This is a genomic window from Sphingomonas sp. 1185, assembly GCF_040544655.1.
Lineage (GTDB): Bacteria > Pseudomonadota > Alphaproteobacteria > Sphingomonadales > Sphingomonadaceae > Sphingomonas.
Genome location: NZ_JBEPKL010000018.1, coordinates 1 through 16,904 on the forward strand (window position 1 = coordinate 1; position 16,904 = coordinate 16,904).

General features: G+C 61.1%; 12 protein-coding genes and 2 pseudogenes. 8 read left to right on the forward strand and 6 right to left on the reverse strand.

The genetic code is table 11. The features are described 5' to 3' along the window. Both ABIC44_RS12680 and lldD read right to left on the reverse strand, forming a co-directional pair. Window positions 1-247, reverse strand: a pseudogene (locus ABIC44_RS12680) (IS630 family transposase); the annotation flags it as partial. A 91-nt stretch (window positions 248-338) separates the two neighbouring features. Beyond that, complete coding sequence (lldD, locus tag ABIC44_RS12685; protein WP_354295822.1) at window positions 339-1,484, reverse strand: FMN-dependent L-lactate dehydrogenase LldD; 1,146 nt, start codon at window positions 1,482-1,484, stop codon at window positions 339-341. 572 nt (window positions 1,485-2,056) lie between these two features. Here lldD and ABIC44_RS12690 point away from each other — a divergent pair. The 4 genes from ABIC44_RS12690 to ABIC44_RS12705 all read left to right on the forward strand — a co-directional run bounded on the left by ABIC44_RS12690 (window position 2,057) and on the right by ABIC44_RS12705 (window position 8,218). Continuing rightward, entirely contained in the window at window positions 2,057-3,331 is a 1,275-nt protein-coding gene (locus ABIC44_RS12690; protein ID WP_354295824.1) for a phosphoribosyltransferase-like protein, read from the forward strand. Window positions 3,332-3,511: 180 nt separating this feature from the next. Further along, complete coding sequence (locus ABIC44_RS12695) at window positions 3,512-4,651, forward strand: reverse transcriptase family protein (protein WP_354295826.1); 1,140 nt, start codon at window positions 3,512-3,514, stop codon at window positions 4,649-4,651. A 397-nt stretch (window positions 4,652-5,048) separates the two neighbouring features. After that, a complete protein-coding gene (locus tag ABIC44_RS12700; RefSeq protein WP_354295828.1) occupies window positions 5,049-6,335 on the forward strand; it encodes an SIR2 family protein in 1,287 nt (428 codons plus the stop codon). Further along, complete coding sequence (locus ABIC44_RS12705; RefSeq protein ID WP_354295830.1) at window positions 6,332-8,218, forward strand: ATP-binding protein; 1,887 nt, start codon at window positions 6,332-6,334, stop codon at window positions 8,216-8,218. The genes ABIC44_RS12700 and ABIC44_RS12705 overlap by 4 nt, the downstream gene beginning before the upstream one ends. Before the next feature lie 257 nt (window positions 8,219-8,475). Here ABIC44_RS12705 and ABIC44_RS12710 read toward each other — a convergent pair whose 3' ends face one another. Both ABIC44_RS12710 and ABIC44_RS12715 read right to left on the reverse strand, forming a co-directional pair. Continuing rightward, window positions 8,476-8,778, reverse strand: coding sequence for a type II toxin-antitoxin system RelE/ParE family toxin (locus ABIC44_RS12710; protein WP_309703868.1), 303 nt, complete (start codon window positions 8,776-8,778; stop codon window positions 8,476-8,478). A 2-nt stretch (window positions 8,779-8,780) separates the two neighbouring features. Then, window positions 8,781-9,026, reverse strand: a complete 246-nt coding sequence (locus ABIC44_RS12715; protein WP_309703870.1) for a type II toxin-antitoxin system ParD family antitoxin — start codon at window positions 9,024-9,026, stop codon at window positions 8,781-8,783. Window positions 9,027-9,203: 177 nt separating this feature from the next. Here ABIC44_RS12715 and ABIC44_RS12720 point away from each other — a divergent pair, with 177 nt between their 5' ends. Next, window positions 9,204-9,836, forward strand: coding sequence for a tyrosine-type recombinase/integrase (locus ABIC44_RS12720; RefSeq protein ID WP_309704241.1), 633 nt, complete (start codon window positions 9,204-9,206; stop codon window positions 9,834-9,836). Between the two features lie 336 nt (window positions 9,837-10,172). Here ABIC44_RS12720 and ABIC44_RS12725 read toward each other — a convergent pair. After that, a pseudogene (locus ABIC44_RS12725) lies at window positions 10,173-10,337 on the reverse strand (integrase); the annotation flags it as partial. Between the two features lie 120 nt (window positions 10,338-10,457). After that, window positions 10,458-12,107: an ATP-binding protein gene (locus tag ABIC44_RS12730; RefSeq protein WP_354295832.1), complete on the reverse strand. Its 1,650-nt coding sequence runs from the start codon at window positions 12,105-12,107 to the stop codon at window positions 10,458-10,460. Window positions 12,108-12,112: 5 nt separating this feature from the next. On the opposite strand from ABIC44_RS12730, the gene ABIC44_RS12735 reads away from it, so the two are divergent. The 3 genes from ABIC44_RS12735 (at window position 12,113) to ABIC44_RS12745 (ending at window position 16,904) form a co-directional block, all read left to right on the forward strand. Then, entirely contained in the window at window positions 12,113-14,392 is a 2,280-nt protein-coding gene (locus ABIC44_RS12735; protein WP_354295834.1) for an AAA family ATPase, read from the forward strand. Next, entirely contained in the window at window positions 14,392-15,375 is a 984-nt protein-coding gene (locus ABIC44_RS12740; RefSeq protein WP_354295836.1) for an HNH endonuclease family protein, read from the forward strand. Before ABIC44_RS12735 ends, ABIC44_RS12740 begins: the two co-directional genes overlap by 1 nt. A 155-nt stretch (window positions 15,376-15,530) precedes the next feature. Next, window positions 15,531-16,904 carry a DNA cytosine methyltransferase gene (locus ABIC44_RS12745; RefSeq protein ID WP_354295838.1) on the forward strand — a complete coding sequence of 458 codons (1,374 nt, stop codon included), beginning with the start codon at window positions 15,531-15,533 and terminating at the stop codon, window positions 16,902-16,904.

Sequence of the window (16,904 nt, forward strand, 5' to 3'; positions counted from 1 at the left end):
GCGTGATGTCAGGGGCTGCCTCGTACAGCGCCCAGATGCGTGCCGCCTTGGCTTCGGTCGCGGCCGAGCGCGTGTCTCCTCCCTGCGGCTTGGCCACGGGCTTTCCATGATCGCGCTGAAGCGCCGCCCACCGCACCGCGCTGGCGGCACTCACCCCGAACCGTGCGGCCGCTGCCCGGCGTGACATGCCTCCCGAAATCGCACCAACCACCCGCTCGCGCAGATCCATCGACAACGGCTTGCCCATCTGACCGGCCTCCTGTCGCCGGTGACGATCTTGAATCAGACTTCAAGCCGCTTGGGAATCCCCCATCGATTCAAGACGCTCGGAATTTGCTCTAGGCGATGCGCCCGGCCAGCGCCGTCCGGTCGAGTTCGGCGACCGAACGGACGCCGGTCAGGGTCATGGCGACGCGCATCTCGCTGTCGATCAGGCGGAGGAGGTTGGCGACCCCGGCCTCCCCGTCCGCCGCCAGCGCATAGATGAAGGCGCGGCCCAGCATCACCGCATCCGCCCCCAGCGCCAGCATCCGCACCACGTCGAGCCCCGATCGGATACCCGAATCGGCGAGCAGCCGGAGTTCACCCTTCACCGCGTCGGCAATGGCGGGCAGGGCGCGCGCGCTCGACCGCACGCCGTCCAGCTGCCGCCCGCCATGGTTGGACACGACGATCCCGTCCGCGCCGAAGCGCACCGCGTCGCGCGCATCCTCCGGGTCGAGAATGCCCTTGATGACGATCGCGCCCTTCCAGACATCGCGGATCCATTCCAGGTCGCGCCAGGCGATCGACGGATCGAAATTGGTCGCCAGCCAGCCGATATAGTCGGCCAGCGCGGTCGGCGCGCCGCGATAGGTCGAGATATTGCCCAGGTCATGCGGCCGCCCGCGCAAGCCCACATCCCAGGCCCAGCGCGGATGCGTGACCGCCTGCACCATCCGGCGAAACGCGGCATTGGGTCCCGACATGCCCGAATGCGCATCGCGGTAACGCGCACCGGGCGTCGGCATGTCCACCGTGAAGACCAGGGTCGTCACCCCCGCCGCCTGCGCCCGCTCCAGCGCGTCGCGCATGAAGCCGCGATCCTTGAGCACATAGAGCTGGAACCAGATCGGCGCGGCGGACGCCGCCTGCACTTCCCGGATCGCGCAGACCGAGACGGTCGACAGGGTGAAGGGAATGCCCTTGGCCGCCGCCGCGCGCGCCGCCTGCACCTCGCCGCGCCTGGCATACATGCCGGTCAGCCCGACGGGCGCCAGGACCACCGGCATCGCCATGCGGGTGCCGAACAGCTCGGTCTCCAGGCTGAGATCGGCGACGTCGCGCAGGACCCGCTGGCGCAGTTCGATCCCGGCCAGATCCTCGACATTGCGGCGCAACGTGTGCTCGGCATTCGCGCCGCCGTCGATATAGTGGAACAGGAACGGCGGCAGCCGCCGGCGCGCGGCCTCCCGATAGTCGGTGGGGGCGGAGATGATCGTCACGCGGCAGCCTCTATCCCGGATGGCCCGGCACGCCCGAGCACGACGACTCGCTGACGGAGCCCTTGCCCGTTCCGTACACCGCGCCACCCCCACGGCAAAAGCCCCAGCGGTGCGCGACGCGCGCGACGCGCAACGGCATGGGTCAGGCGATCAATCCGAAATGTTCGATGGCGCGCCCGAGGTGAAAGCGATGGGCACTCAGATTATTGGGAAATTCGGGTGGCGAGGGCGGCTTAACGGTATCTTTTACTCGAATATGAGCCGATAGAGCCTTGGTGACGATTCATCGGTAGTCCTCGCTCATCACATTGCTTTGTCCCAAATTCAGGACAGCCGAGTTTGGGACAAAGCCGTCGTTCCCGGTGGCCTCCGCCAATGACGGCTTTCGTCAGAACCAGACTTTTCCTTTTGATCGACCGGCGGTCAGATACAAGCAGGCCAGCCGCCAGCATGGTCTATCATCGGATTCGGCTTGCTTAATTGCGTTGTCCCGGGAATCGAATAGATTGAGTGGCGACGGCACCTTTAAAACAGGGTGTTGAAGGTGGACTAGAAGCAATTAGGGTCGCTGCATGATGTCGGGCGGGTACAGCAATCAGGCAGGCGGCGAAAACATCGCTCTGCGATTACCGAACACCACCCGGGCAAAGGCTTGGCTGTCGCAGTTTGACGACCTGGATCAGGAAGTTGCAGTTAGGCTGCTTAGCTCCCTTACGCTTGTATCTCACTCCGCATTTGAGCGGGCGCTGCAATCACTTATCGAGCGCGAAGCCGCAGCGGTTGAAGGGCCAGTTGCGCTTTACGCGACACGCGAGGCCGATCCGGACCGGAATTACTTTGAGGCGATGGGAAATCCAGATTCCCCTTTCGCGCCGCTTTCAGCGGTACCCACCGGTGCAGATCTCGGCAGTGAAGCGCGATGTGCGGCTCTCATTCGCAATCTGGCGAAAACAGCGAAGGGCAAGTTTCTCAATCACCCCTCTCTCGAGACGCTGCGCAAAGAGCACGCGCGAGCGATCTTCGTCGTGGATGACATCATCGGCTCGGGTAAGCGCACTACCGAGTTCATTTCGGCAATGTGGCATTCGCCGAGCATTATGTCGTGGCACAGTCGCCACCAGATCGCATTCAAGGCGCTCGCCTTTACGGCGACTATTAGCGGCGAGCGCCGCGTCGGCGCACATCGGTGCCGGCCTGAGGTGATCACCGCGCGGGATTGCCCGACCTTCGAGGACGTTCTTTGGCCGGATGACATCGGGCAAAAGGTCAAGGATATGTTCGTGGTCTATGGCGCTCGAACCTCGCGTCCAAAAATGCGACTGGGCTTCGCCGACAGCATGGCCGCCCTAGTCTTCGAGCACGGCTGCCCCAACAACGTGCCCGCTATCTTCTGGGCACCGACAACCAAAAAAGCGAGCTGGGAGCCATTGTTTCCCGACCGTTCAATTCTGTCCGAGGAAGCATCCGCCTTTCCCCCTGATATCTTGGCTCGGGATCCAGTCGCGATCCTGACCGAGCTATCGGGCAATGAGGAGGGCGTGCCAGCCGCGATGTTTGGGCCAGCGCCTCTCGGGATCAGTGCGACGACGATCCTGGCGCTCGTTGCCAAGGGCGTCCGCAGCCGCGCCGCGCTTAATTATGCGATCGGATACGACGTCAAGGAATGCACCGCCATTCTCGATCGCTGCGTCGCACGTGGGTATCTGACACCGGCGTTGCGGCTGACGGCCGCCGGGCGTGCCGAACTCAACTTCGATGGCCGTTCATCGAACCGTCTGGGACGGCTTCCCCCCATCGGATCTGATATGTATTATCCTCGCCAGTTGAGGGGGCCACCAGGAGGCTAGTGCGCGTCCGCAAGGACGTATTGGCGTATGCTCAACGGCATGCGTTGGGGCGCGGATTTCCGCTGCTCTCAGAACAAGTCCGCGCTTGACAGGAGGTTGCATACGGCCTCCCTCATCGAGCGCATGTCTCCGGGTAGGCCGCATGCATCCGCCTGCGGCGGATCTCAAAAGTAGTCCTCCATGTGGTCTCCTCAACGCTATCGTGAACTAGGCCTAGAGAGGGGGGCCGACCCAGAAGTCGTCGACCGGGGTGCCGAGGCGATTTCGGATTTCCTCGACGCATATCCGGCGCTCCCGCCAATCCTGACGCTGGGGCACCTAGCTGCGCGGACTGGCATCCCTTATTACAAGCTGCGCAATATCGTGGCGGGCCAACGCACGCTCGAATATCAATATTTTCGGATACGCAAACGCTCCGGAGGGCGCCGGCTGATTAGCGTTCCCGAACCAGATTTGATGCATATTCAACGTTGGATCGCAGGACATCTGCTCGCCAGCCAGCCGGTCCATCGCGCAAGCGCCGCATTCCGTCCGAAGGCGTCGATCCGCAAATGTGCGAGTCAGCATTGCGGCGCGCGCTGGCTCATTAAGCTCGACATCAGCGGATTCTTTGGGTCGATCAGCGAAATCCAGATCTACCGTGTTTTTCGTGGGATAGGGTACGCGCCGCTCGTCGCGTTCGAACTGGCAAGACTTTGCACTCATGCGCCGGCCAACAGCAAACGGTACCAGCAGTCGTCCGAATGGTTGGTAAGGAAGAGGGGGTCGCGGAAATTCTATGCGCAATGGGGCGTCGGCTATCTTCCGCAAGGAGCCCCATCAAGCCCGATGCTGTCGAACCTTATCATGGTGGAGGCCGACAAAAAAATAGCAAAACTCGCTGCCAGTCAGGGGCTTACCTACACGAGATACAGCGACGATATCACTTTCTCGACGACGCAGGGTTATGACCGGGAGAGAGCAAAGAGGATCGTGCGCGACACGACCGCGATCCTCAGGCGTATGGGGCTAGCTATCAATGCCAAGAAAACGCGGATTATCCCGCCTAGCGGGCGCAAGATCGTGCTAGGGTTGCTCGTTGACGGACCACATCCGAAGCTTACGCGTGATTTCAGGGATGGGCTCCGCCAACATCTCTACTACCTGCGGAAATTTGGGCCAGAAGCTCACCAGCTCGAGCGCGGTTTTGACACGGTCTCGGGCCTCTACCGACATATCCGAGGCCTGATTGATTTCGCGAAATCAATTGATGAAGATTACGCGGCACGTGTCCGCAAAGAATTTGATACCATTAATTGGTCCCTTGATTTAAGCGATTAACCTACGAATGTTACGTCCATCATCTTCGACGTATTTTGAATGACTGCGACGGATTGTCGCCTTACTCACGCAGGGAAGTATCGACGCAGTGGCATCCGACGAGCAAAATCGCTAGAGTCCGAACAATAATCATACCCATGCTATGGCTTCCTTTCCGATCCCAAGAAACCGATGGCCAGCTGTCAAAAACGGCGTTGGCGCTCAGTATAACTGCCATGAGGCGCGAAGGCGGATCGTTTGCTCGGTGCGACCCGAACGTTTACTTCTGTCGCGAGCGGCGATTTGACGTTTGATACGCGAACGTTCGGGATTGGTTGATAGTGGATTCCTAAAGGCAGCATTCACGCACTGCCCTGTGCGGGAAAAGATGCTAACGCTGCCAGCCCATAGGGATGATGTGGCTTGGGGGCGGATGACTTACTGGAACGACAAGGCAGCCAATGCTGCACATCTGCGTCTGTTCGTAACTGGCGATGGCTGGCGGCTGTTCAGCGACAAAATGAGCGCCGATGGCGAGCGCATCGAGGAAGCGGGGACACAGCGCGCCGTAGAAAGCGCGCTGCTCAATGTCCTCAACGCGACCAATGTCGTCGTGCTGACAGGCACCGGTTCGTCGTTCGCGGCGACCAACCACGCGGCCAAGCTCTCGCCGGCGGGCATGTGGGACGTCTGGGTTGCGGTGCAGACTAAGGTCGGCGCACCGGCGTTCCAGGCGGTTTGTGATACCTTTGCGAGCGCGAAGATCGACGACAATATCGAGCGGCTGCTGACGCTGTGCAAACTTTATCTGGAGCTGCACGAGACCGCGGTCGCCGATCCGACCTACATCCGAATCCATGATTTCGTGGAAGCGGCCGAACAGGCGATCCTTGCCCGCGTCGACTTTGTCGATCGCACCACCAACCTCGATGCCCATGCAGGATTGATCCAGAAGATCGGGCGCCGCGGCGTGCGCAAGGCACGGTCGAAGCTGTTCACGACCAATTACGACCTGTGCTTTGAGGAAGCGGCGCGGCGGCATCGGTTCACGATCATCGACGGTTTCTCGCACGGTCTCGATCAAGTCTATGACCGCAGCCATTTCGAGTTCGATATCGTGCGCCGCTCGGGCCAGCGCGACGCGCCCGATTACATCGAAAATGTCTTCCACCTCTACAAGCTGCACGGCTCGCTCGATTGGCGCCGGCAGGCCGCCGACATCTACCGTTCGCGCGGGCCCGAAGGGAAGCCGGTGCTGATCTATCCGCGCTCGAGCAAATATCAGGAGAGCTTCGAAGCGCCCTATCTCGACATGATCGGTGCGTTCCAGGCGGCGCTACGCGAGCCCGACACGGCGCTGCTGATTTCGGGGTTCGGGTTTAATGACGATCACATTAGCCGGCCGATCCTGTCGGCGGTCGAGGCCAATATGTCGCTGCGACTGGTCATCTGCGATCCGGCATTCGTGCCGCCGGCCGAGCTCGATGCCGCACCGCAAACGATGCCCGCCGTCGCCGATCCCAAGAACCCGTTCCTTGCCGCGTTCAAGCGCATGGCGGCGGTCGGCGATGCGCGTATCCATCTCATGAACGGCCGGTTCCAGGACCTGGTTTCCGCTCTTCCCGATCTAGTCGGCGAAACCGACCGCGAGCGGCACATGCAGCGTGTCAGAACTCTCCGGGACGCGGGGGCGCCGACGACGTGACCCGCATCAACCCAATCAATCCAGAACGTTATATCGGCACGATCACCCAAGCGACCGCGTCCTATGTTCATGTGAACCTGCCCAATGCGGCGGCGGTGCCCGAGCGGCGCGGGCTGTCGCTCGGCGCGGTCGGCGACTTCGTGTTCGTCGATTGCGAGCGGTTCCAGACTCTCGGGCGGATTGTCGAGACCAAGATTCCCGATGCCGAGCGGCTGACCGTCGAACCGTCGCTCGGCAAATCCGCGGTCACAAATCCGATCGGCAAGATCCAGCTGCTAGCGGCGGTCGAGCAGCGCTCGAACAAGCTGCGACGCGGCCTGCCCGATTTCCCGCGGATTGGCGACGGCGTCTATCTTGCCGAACCCAGCCAACTCGCGACGCTGATCCGCAATGCCGTTGCCGATGAGAATGAGCTGACGCTCAGCATCGGGCGGATCGATGCCGCCGACGGCGTAGATGTCTGCCTGCCGCCCGAGAAGATCTTCGGCCGGCATTGCGGGGTGTTCGGTGCGACCGGCGGCGGCAAGAGCTGGACCGTCGCCACGCTGGTCCAGCAGCTGAAGAAGGCCGGCGGCCGGGCGATCGTGCTCGATCCGACCGGCGAGTTCGCCGACATGGGCAATGTCGACGAGATCTTCGTGTTCGACGCCCCTGTCGGCGCCGCCAAGCGCGTCCATTTTCCCTATCGCCAGATCACCGAGGACGATCTGTTTTCGCTGTTCAGGCCGTCGGGCCAGAGTCAGGGGCCACGGCTCAGGGAGGCGATAAAAAGTCTGAAACTTGTCGCCGCAGTGGGCGCCGCCGTCCCCGCTGGACTCTACATCAATAATGGTCTGGTCGAGAAAGCGAACCGCCCCCGCGCCGCCTACTTCAACGCGCTGAACGCACACGCTGCCCAGCTGCATCATCCGGCATGCGACTTCGACATCACCAACCTCGCCGGGCAGGTAAAGAACGAGTGCGTCTGGGGAACTGGCAGGAACAATACCGCCAACTTCGGTGACGGCGACCAAGTTTCTCTCGGCTATTGTGAATCGCTGATCGCGCGGATCAACACCTTGCTAGGCTCGCGCGAGCTTGAATGTATCTTCAAGACCAATGGTACGTCGCTGGTCAACGAGCTGCGCGCCTTCCTGGCCGACGACAGCCGGGATATCGCGGTCATCTCGTTCAAGGATGTGCGGTTCGAGCACAACACCCGCGAGATCTTGCTCAACGTCATCGGGCGGTTCCTTCTCGCCGAAGCCAGAGCCGGAGCGTATCGTACGTCGCCGCTGGTCGTGTTCCTCGACGAGGCGCATCAGTTCCTCGGGCGCTCGGTCGGCGACGAGTACAGCAGCGTAAAGCTCGATTCTTTCGGCCTCATCGCAAAGGAAGGCCGCAAATACGGCTTGACCTGCGTCCTTGCCACCCAGCGGCCGAGGGACATTCCGCAGGACGTGATGAGCCAGCTGGGCACGCTGTTCGTGCACCGGCTCACGAACGACCAGGATCGCGAAACGGTCGAGCGCGCCTGTGGCGACCTCGATCGTGGCGCCGCGCAGTTTGTGCCGATGCTCGCGCCCGGCGAAGCCGTGGTGATCGGCCCCGATATCCCCGCCCCTGTGCCGCTATTCATCCACCCGCCCGAATATCCGCCGGATTCGAAGGGACCCGAGTTTCAAAACTTCTGGCGCGGGCGCAGTGAGCGGGCAGCGGCCGCCGTGCCGGCAGTTCCTGTTCCACCGGTTCCAGTTCCGCCAATTCCGGCCCCGCCGGTTCTAGCTCCACCGATTTCAACTCCGCCGCCGCCGGCCCAAGCTGTCGTTATTCCGCCTCCACCACCGATCCAGCCGACAAACCCGCAATTTGCGGACGATCTCGACGATGAGGTACCATTCTGAAAATTTAGATCGGTATTATCCTTCTGTCATCGTAGCTTGGACGCAGGTGCATAAGCGCCGCCGCGCGACCGAGATGGGCTTATTGCTGCCAGACGGCTTCCCGTTGAGCGAATGGCTGGTTCTGGCGGAAGCTGCCGTTCGAAGCCAGATCAGCGAGCGACGCATTGTGGTCGCGTCCAGAATCTTATCGCTCAGTATGAAGCGCCAAGTGGGGCGGGATTTCTGCGGCTTTGCCGCATGCCCTTATCTCGCCAAGGCTAACCGTTGTAATTCGAGGATATCCAATCTTCCCGACCATGCCGGACACGCAGAATGATGACCTCGTCGTCATCGTTCACTTCATAAATCACGAGATGGGCCTTGTAGGGATGCACGCGAACAGGCGGTGATATCTCCTCGCGCAGGCGCGCGGCATGGGGATAGTCTGCGAGAAACGCGAAAATCGCGCTCAACCCTTCGTGATAAGCGTCGGCCTGAGGTAGACCGAACTGCTCGATGCCCTCAAGAAAGATAGCTGTCAGATCATCGACTGCGGCGCGTGTTAAACGGAAGCGAGGCACGATCAGGCTTGCAAGCCAGCCCGGCTGATCGCCCGGGCCCGGATGTCCGCCATCGTCTCATCACTTAGACCGCTCGTTCGGGCTTCATCGACCAGGCGCTGCATGGCGGAAACCTTGTCGGCGCGTTCCTGATCACGGCGGATAAGGTCGCGCACATAGTCGCTGGCATTGCTATACCGGCCGGTGTCAGCTTGCGCCTCCACCCATTGCTTCATAGGGTCGGGCAGTGAGATATTCATCGTGGCCATGGCAACCTCCAAGGTCGGAAAAATAGCAAAGATTGGCAAAGTTTGTCAATTGATACGAAGCTATGGTCCGCCCCCACGATCTCCCGCGTGTTGCCTGCCCCACGCCTCACACCATTCTCTCCGTGGGGGTTGCAGCCGTTCTCCAAAATGGCCGCTTCTGGCCATCGGAGAATGATCATGGAAATGTCAGAAACCGCGAATGCTTCCCTCAAGCGCCCGGTCTGGAATGCGGGGCGCGCAGTCGGTGCGAAGCGGGCCCTGAAGCCCAAGCAAATTTGGGAGATCCGCTTCTACCTCAATCAGCGCCGCCGCTTGCGGGACCGTGCCCTTTTCGACCTCGCTATCGACAGCAAGCTGCGCGGTTGCGACCTCGTTCGCATGAAAATTGGCGATGTCGTCAGCGGAGGGCAGATCCGAACGCGGGCCATCGTCATGCAGCAGAAAACGGGTCGGCCTGTTCAATTCGAACTTCTCCCCGATGCCCGGGCCAGCCTGCTGGCGTGGCTTGAGCGACGGGGCGGCACTGTGGACGATTACGTCTTTCCAAGCCGGGTTGATCACAGTGGTCATCTCAGCACCCGGCAATATGCCCGGCTTGTCGACGAATGGGTGACGGGTGTCGGCCTGATGCGGAGCGAATATGGCACGCATTCGCTTCGCCGAACCAAGGCTTCGATCATCTACCGGGCGACTGGCAACCTGCGCGCCGTCCAGATCTTGCTCGGCCACAGCAAGATCGAGAATACGGTCCGCTATCTTGGTATCGATGTGGAAGACGCGCTTGCTCTCGCCGAAAACACCGAGATTTGAACCATCGGCTCCCCGTTCCGCTGGCGGGGAGCCGACTTTGGTAGGCCTGGGACTTTGCTGCCGTTCGCCTGCGACGTGTCGAACGGCGCCTGTTGTAAGAAGCCGACGTTCAACGTTCGCCCGACCGGCGTCTGGGAACGTCAGAAGCTGGCTGGCTGCTGACTGGCAAATTTCGGGGGGGGCAATCTGGATTAGCGGACTTTCGAACAGCTAAAGTGCGGCGCCCGCATTTGCCAACATTGCGGACCAACAAGTGGCGCGCCGACGATGCCGAAAGCTGTCGTACATTTAACGTTATTGGAAGCGGCCCCTCGGCTTCCGAGGAGCCGCTCCCAATTAGATCTCTGTCCGCTCAGCGAGGGTGATTGCGTCGTCAAGATCGACACCGAGGTAGCGAACGGTATTCTTGATATTGGTGTGACCAAGCAGAATTTGCATGGCCCGGAGGTTGCCGGTCGCTTTGCAGATCAGCGCCGCCTTCGTTCGTCGCATCGAGCGGCTCACGATATGCCACTGCTGGCATGGTGGCGATCATTGGCGGACCGGACCTGAACGGCGACGATACGGTGCGACCGGTCTATAAGGACGGTGCGCCCATGACGACGCCGACTTGAGACGATCTCATGCCGCGGTCTCAATCTCGAACAGGCTCTTCAAGATCCCTTCGACGAGCGATTCGGCTTTTTTCAGTTCTTGCGCGCTGATCGTCGGCGTAGCGCGGCCATAGAGGAGATCTTTCTGGCGCGCCCTGAAGATGTCGACCTGGGTCCATGTGCCGCTGCTCAGCGGGATCCGGTCTCTGAGCCCTGCTGTGTCACCGGCCGACAGGATTGTGCGGAGGTCGGAGTCGCTATCCTGATCACCCTGCTCGTGAACAAGATAATCCTTGAACGCCGTGGTCAGGGTCACGTCCAGCAGATTGAGCGCCAGCCAGTTTGCTTGCGTCAGCTGCTGCTTCGCAACCTCCTTGGCGGCCACCACCCCTTCATAGAGTCCAGCGGCCCACGGCTTTGTCAGGGTCAGCTTCTGGTTTTTCTTGGCCACCCGCTCAGCCATACGCGGCTTCGACTTCGGCGGATCCGGGAGGAACGAGCGCTTCGCGGTGGGGAAGTCGGAGATCGGCGTGTCGACGATCGTTCCCGCGGTATGGGCAAAAACCTTCTCCGGCCATTGGCCCATCCAAGCGCGCGATACGCCGGCATAGTCCTTCACCACCGTGACGAGCCAGTCATGGAGCGCGACGAAGACATGATGCTTCGTACTGATGTCCGATTTGCTGCTGTTCCAGGGCATTTCGGCAGCTTCACCACGAAGCGTCACAATCACTTTAGTCAGCGATATCTTGGGGTGCGGAAGGCCGGCTTGCCCTTTGGTGAAGCCGACATCGAACGTCTTCATGGCGGGGGCGACGAGACGATCGTTGCAATAGAAGTATACGCCATACTCGCCAGACGCCGGACTGGACTCGTTGCTCAGCCCGGCCAGCACTTCGACGCTAACCGCGCTTCCATTGGGTGCGGTGAGCGACCCGTGATAGCGCCGCGGGAGATAATCGGGCGGGTATGACCAATTATCGAAGTAACGTGGCTGGATCGCCGTCCCGTTCAGTCGCAGTGTCACTCCATCATGGTCGAGAAATTTTGCGTATGTTGCCCCCAGATGGGTCCGGAGCTGTTTTTCCTGCTCCTCGCCGATCGCGACGCGCAGCTGTTGAAGGACGACGCAGGTCGTCCCGGGCGCGATCATGTCCACTTCGAACAAGGGGAGCGCCCATTCGTCATCCTCTAGCCAACTGTCATCGAATTCTATCTGGTAGGTCGGATTTTCCCGATAGCGGGTTGTTATCCGGATCTGCGCTGCAAGCGCTACAACAGCGCGCTTGGTTCCGACACCAAAAATGCCGATGGTCTCGTCTGTGTCCGTCGAGCCGGTTTGCCCCGGGCCAACGATGTATTTGAGCTCTTCGCGCGCAAGGCCGCCAGCATTGTCCTCAACTCGTATTGTCCGATTATGGTCATCGAGGCAGACGTCGATGACGATCGCCTCAGCGCGCCCCGCGCGAGTCCACACATCGAAGCCATTGTCAACCAGCTCGCAGATCGATCTACTTAGGTCATAGTCTGCGATGATAGAGAGAAAAAGCCGCTTTGACGGTACGGCATCTAGGGTGTCGACTTGCGTTTTCATTGCCCCTCCCAGATCGATGCTACCAGTTTCTTCTTGCGAAACAAAGGCAAAGACTCGACCATAGCTCGCGAGGGAGATCGTCACGTATCATGCAGTTTGTGGACCGCACGAAAGTGCCGCCGCCCGGGGTGTTTCAAGGTAAGCCAGCCGCTGCCGAGCGTGCAGCATTGCTGGCATATCTGGGGCAAGACGCGGCTCGTCAGGCGCAGAGTCCGCCGCCACCGCGCCAGTTCGAGCCGGATTCCGAGATGCTGGCGGCACTGGACTCGCTTTTCCGCTCGAAATGCGCGTTTTGTGAATCCCGAGCGCCGATCAATGTTCGCTTGTTCCGCCCGCCCGAGCAGGCCTCGCCGCTCGCGGCAACCGAGTTCGCGCATCTCTATTATGTCTGGCTGCGGACGGATTGGAACAACCATTATGCGATCTGCGAAGGCTGCGCGCGAGGGTCCGAGCGCCAGTTCCCTGTCCGAGACGGGCGCCGCGGAAAACTGCCGACGCGCGATGAATTCACCGCTTTTGTAACCGAGAATTATGGCGTGTGGCGACAGGCGCACCGCGACAAGCCGCTGTTGATCGACCCCTGTCGCGTCAGGGCCTATGACGCTCATTTTAGCGTCGATCTCGGCGGGTTGGTACAACCACGGTCACGGGCCGGCGGCGCCACGATCGAAGTATTCAACCTGAACCGGGACGAGCTCGTTAATGCCCGGTTCCAGGCGTTTGACCAGTATTTTCACTTGCTGTTTTCCGAGTTCGACAAGCAAATCGCGTCGTCGGTCTTGGATTTCGCGCAGCTCGAGTTCGGCGGTGTCTGGTATCTGTTACTGCGCCGCCTCCTGGCCGACGCGCTGCGGCGTCTTGGGCGTTCTGCACAGACGTCGCGCAGGCAAATTGGCAATCAGCTGCAGCGGATCTGGCGCACCGATATCGGGCGTAAAGCCCTTGAGGACGCGATGGAGGCCATCCGGAGTCCAGAGCGGCTCAAGATTGCGGCAAGGGCCGCCACACGACCGGGTCCCACACATCGATTGACCGGGATCCTGTTGCGTGATTTCAAATCGCTTGAGCGGATGGATATCGTGGTGCCGGAGCCTGTTGCAGGCGATCCATCAGCCGGTCTGGCACCCGAGGCAGCTGCGCTGCTGATCTTGGGCGAAAATGCTGCGGGCAAGAGCTCACTGCTGGAGGGGGTCGCGCTTGCGCTTTGTGGCGAGCGGGTGCGGGGAAATATCGGCAAGGCCGCGAACACATTCATTCTCGATCCGGACCTCATGGGCGCGATCGGAACGTCTGGTCCGGGAAGCGGTTTGGTCACGCTGCAATTCGAAGATGGCGCTGAGACGACGTTGCACCTAGGCGTAGAATTTGCGGAGGACAATCGTGCCGGCAATCTTCCGCCGGTCTTCGCTTACGGAGCGTTTCGCCATTACAGCGCGAGCAGCAAGCGCGCGCCGCGTCTCGGCCATGTCGGCACGTTGTTTCAATCGCAGATCGTTCTTCCGAATCCCGAAAGTTGGCTGCTGAGCTTGAACAGTGCGCGGTTCGCGATGGTCGTACGCGCGCTTCGCGACATCTTGTCGATCGATGGCGACTTTGATGTGCTCGAGGCCGACCGGGCGAATGAACGCTGCGTCCTCATAACGCGTGTTAGCGAGGATCCGCTGTCCGAACCGATCCGCACCCCTTTGCAAGTCGCTTCGTCCGGCTATCGGTCGGTTCTCGCCATGATATGCGATATGCTGGAAGGATTTATGGGCCGGAGCGATCGCAATCTCCGCCCGCTCGACGAGGCGCGTGCGATCATCCTTATCGACGAGATCGAGGCGCACCTCCATCCACGCTGGAAGATGCAAATCATGGCTGCGCTGCGGCGTGCGTTCCCACAATCCGTGATCATCGCCACCAGCCATGACCCCTTATGCGTACGTGGCATGCACAATGGCGAGGTCTCGGTCTTCAACCGGGTCCGCAACACGGGCACCACGCATAAAATGCCCTATGCTATCGAAGAGCGGATCGACTTGCCCGACATCGAGGCGATGACGATCGAGCAGCTGTTGACCTCGGACCTGTTCGAAATGTTCACCACTGATTCGCCCACGATTGAACGCAAGCTTGCTGAGCTGGCGGGCCTTCTCGCGCGAAGCGAAGCTGGCGACGCCATGTCAGCGGAAGAAGCTGACGCGGTCGCGGAGCTGCAGCAGCAAGTCAATGAGTCCCTGCCGCTGGGAAGCTCGCAGGCGCAACGGCTTGTCCTGTCCGCGGTAAGCGAATTTCTTATCCAGCGGCGCACGGCAACGGCAGCGCAGCTACGGGGCCTGGAAGCTGATGCCCGACAGAGCATTCTTGATGCTCTGGAGTCGCTGTAATGCGCAAGGTGACCAGGGGGGCGAAGGCGGCGCCAGCAGCGTTGAGCAAGCGCGGTCGCGATAAACGTACCGAGTTCGAACGCGCCAAGGACCACATGTCGGCAGCGTTACCGGCCGGTACTGAGCGCACCGCCTTTGAGTTCAAAAGCTACAAGGCCGACGAAGTGAAACGCCGGCTCGAAGAACTGTTTCATGGCAAATGTGCCTATTGCGAATCCCTTTACGGGGCGCAGGCTCCTGTCGACGTCGAACATTATCGGCCCAAGGGTGCAGTCGAAGGCGCGCCGGATCACCCCGGCTATTGGTGGCTCGCTATGGCGTGGGACAATTTGCTCCCGAGCTGCATCGACTGCAATCGCAGGCGGCGGCAGAAAACCCCGCAGGCAGTGAATGACGTGGCAGTGCTGCACAGGACGATGCTGACTGGAAAGAACGACTGTTTTCCGATCAGCGGCACCCGCGCTGAAACGGTGTCGTCCGACCTGACCGTCGAGGACGCGCTGCTTCTCGATCCCACCCGGGACGATGCCGCAGATCATCTGTTGTTCTGGATCGAGGAAGGTCCGGCAGCCGGGCTTGCACTGCCGAAATCGACCGCGCCCGCGGCTGTTTTGCCCGCCGCCAACGAGCAGGCGGCAGTCGTGGCAGCGCATGCCAGCGCGGCTGGATTGAGCATCCGCGGCGCCGTGTCGATCCAGATATATGGCCTTAACCGGCTGCGGTTGGTGCAGGAACGGGCACGGGTGCTGCAACGCCTGCGCTTCTTCGAATATATTATCGTCAAAGTCAGCGGCGTTATTCAGACCCTGTCCCAGGCCCATCTGACTGCCCATGCGGAGGTCAACGACGCAATCCGCAGCCTAGGCCAGCTTCAGATTAGGGTGATCGAGGAAATGGCGGCGCTCGCTGCGCCAGAAGCGCCTTATTGCACGATCGCCGCCGCCTTCGTTGACGATTTCAAGCATCGGCTGCGAGCGGTCTAGACCACCTAAGCGCGCGTGTCGCCGCTGCGTTCGACAGGCTGAGCACTCGTGCGACTGGAACAAGAAGAGAACAAAATCCCGCAAAATTCGTTTACGCGACAGCGTTGCTTCGCTAGCTATGGCGCGGGGCAAGTATGCGTTGACGGGAGAACTTTATGCAGTCGAGCACGGGTAGAGCGCGACGGTTCACCTCGGGTGAGCTGTTCTGCGGCGCGGGCGGCCTCTCGAGCGGCTTCCACGCCCATGGCTTCGAAACCCGGTTTGCCAACGATATCTGGTCGCTGGCGCTGCACAATTTCCTGATGAACTTTGATCCGCTGTACGCTGCCTCGGGCGGCACCAAGGGCGATGTCGTCGCGCTCGGCGGCTCCGTCGAGGATATCGATGTCGATGCGGTGATGCGTTCGGTCGAGACGGTCGCCGGTACGCCACTTGCGGCAGGGGACCTCGACGTGCTGCTCGGCGGACCGCCGTGCCAAGGCTATTCGGTCAACTCGCACACCCGCTCGGCCGAGGACCCCAGGAACTTCCTGTTCCGGCATTATGTGAGGATTCTGCAGGGACTGGCGCCCAAGGTGTTCGTCCTCGAGAATGTGCCCGGCATGTATTCGCTCGACGGCGGACGCTTTTTCGATGAGCTGGTGGCCACGATCGGGCAGCCAAGCCCAGACTGTCCGGGGTATGAGGTCGCCTTCAAGATCGTGAATGCCGCCCATTATGGCGTGCCGCAGGACCGGTTCCGTGTCGTTCTGGTGGGGACGAGGCGCGACGTTGCGAGAGTTGCCGGAATGGTCGAACTGCCCGTGCCCCGGCATTATTCGCTGTCGCAGGCCCACTTCAAAGGTGGGCGGGCCCACACCTTTCATCATGCGATCGGCTTTCGCAAGCGGCTGAACCAGCAGGATGTTCCTCAGATCGGGCCGCATCTCGCCGAACCGGTCACGGTTGCCGAAGCGATTGATGACCTGCCAGCGCTCGGCAATGGCGGCGGCGCCGATGTCGCATCCTACGCCAAGGCCAAGCGTCCTTCTACGGCCTATCAGCTTTGGTCTCGCGAGGGCGCATCGGTGCTCGGCAATCATTGGTGCCGCGCGCTCGCTGCGCCCAATATTGCGCGGGCCAAGCATATTCCGGCCGGCGGCGACTGGCGCTCGATCCCGCACGACCTATTGCCGCCCGGCATGCAGCGCGCGGCCCGCAAGGATCACACCAAGCGCTACGGCCGGCTGAGGCCCGACGAACTGTCGGGGACGTTGCTGACCAAGCCGGATCCGCATTGGGGGACCTTCCTTCATTATGATATTTCGCAGCAGCGGCTGATCTCGGTGCGCGAAGCGGCGCGGATCCAGTCCTTCCCTGACAGCTATCAATTCTATGGCGGTCAAGTTGACCAATATCGCCTGTGCGGCAACGCGGTGCCGCCGCTGATGGCCGGCGCCGTCGCGGAACAGGTGGCCGCGGTGCTCGATCGTTTCTATGCCGGCGCGGCTGGCGATGAAATCGATCTCTCGGCATCGGTGCGCGCCTGA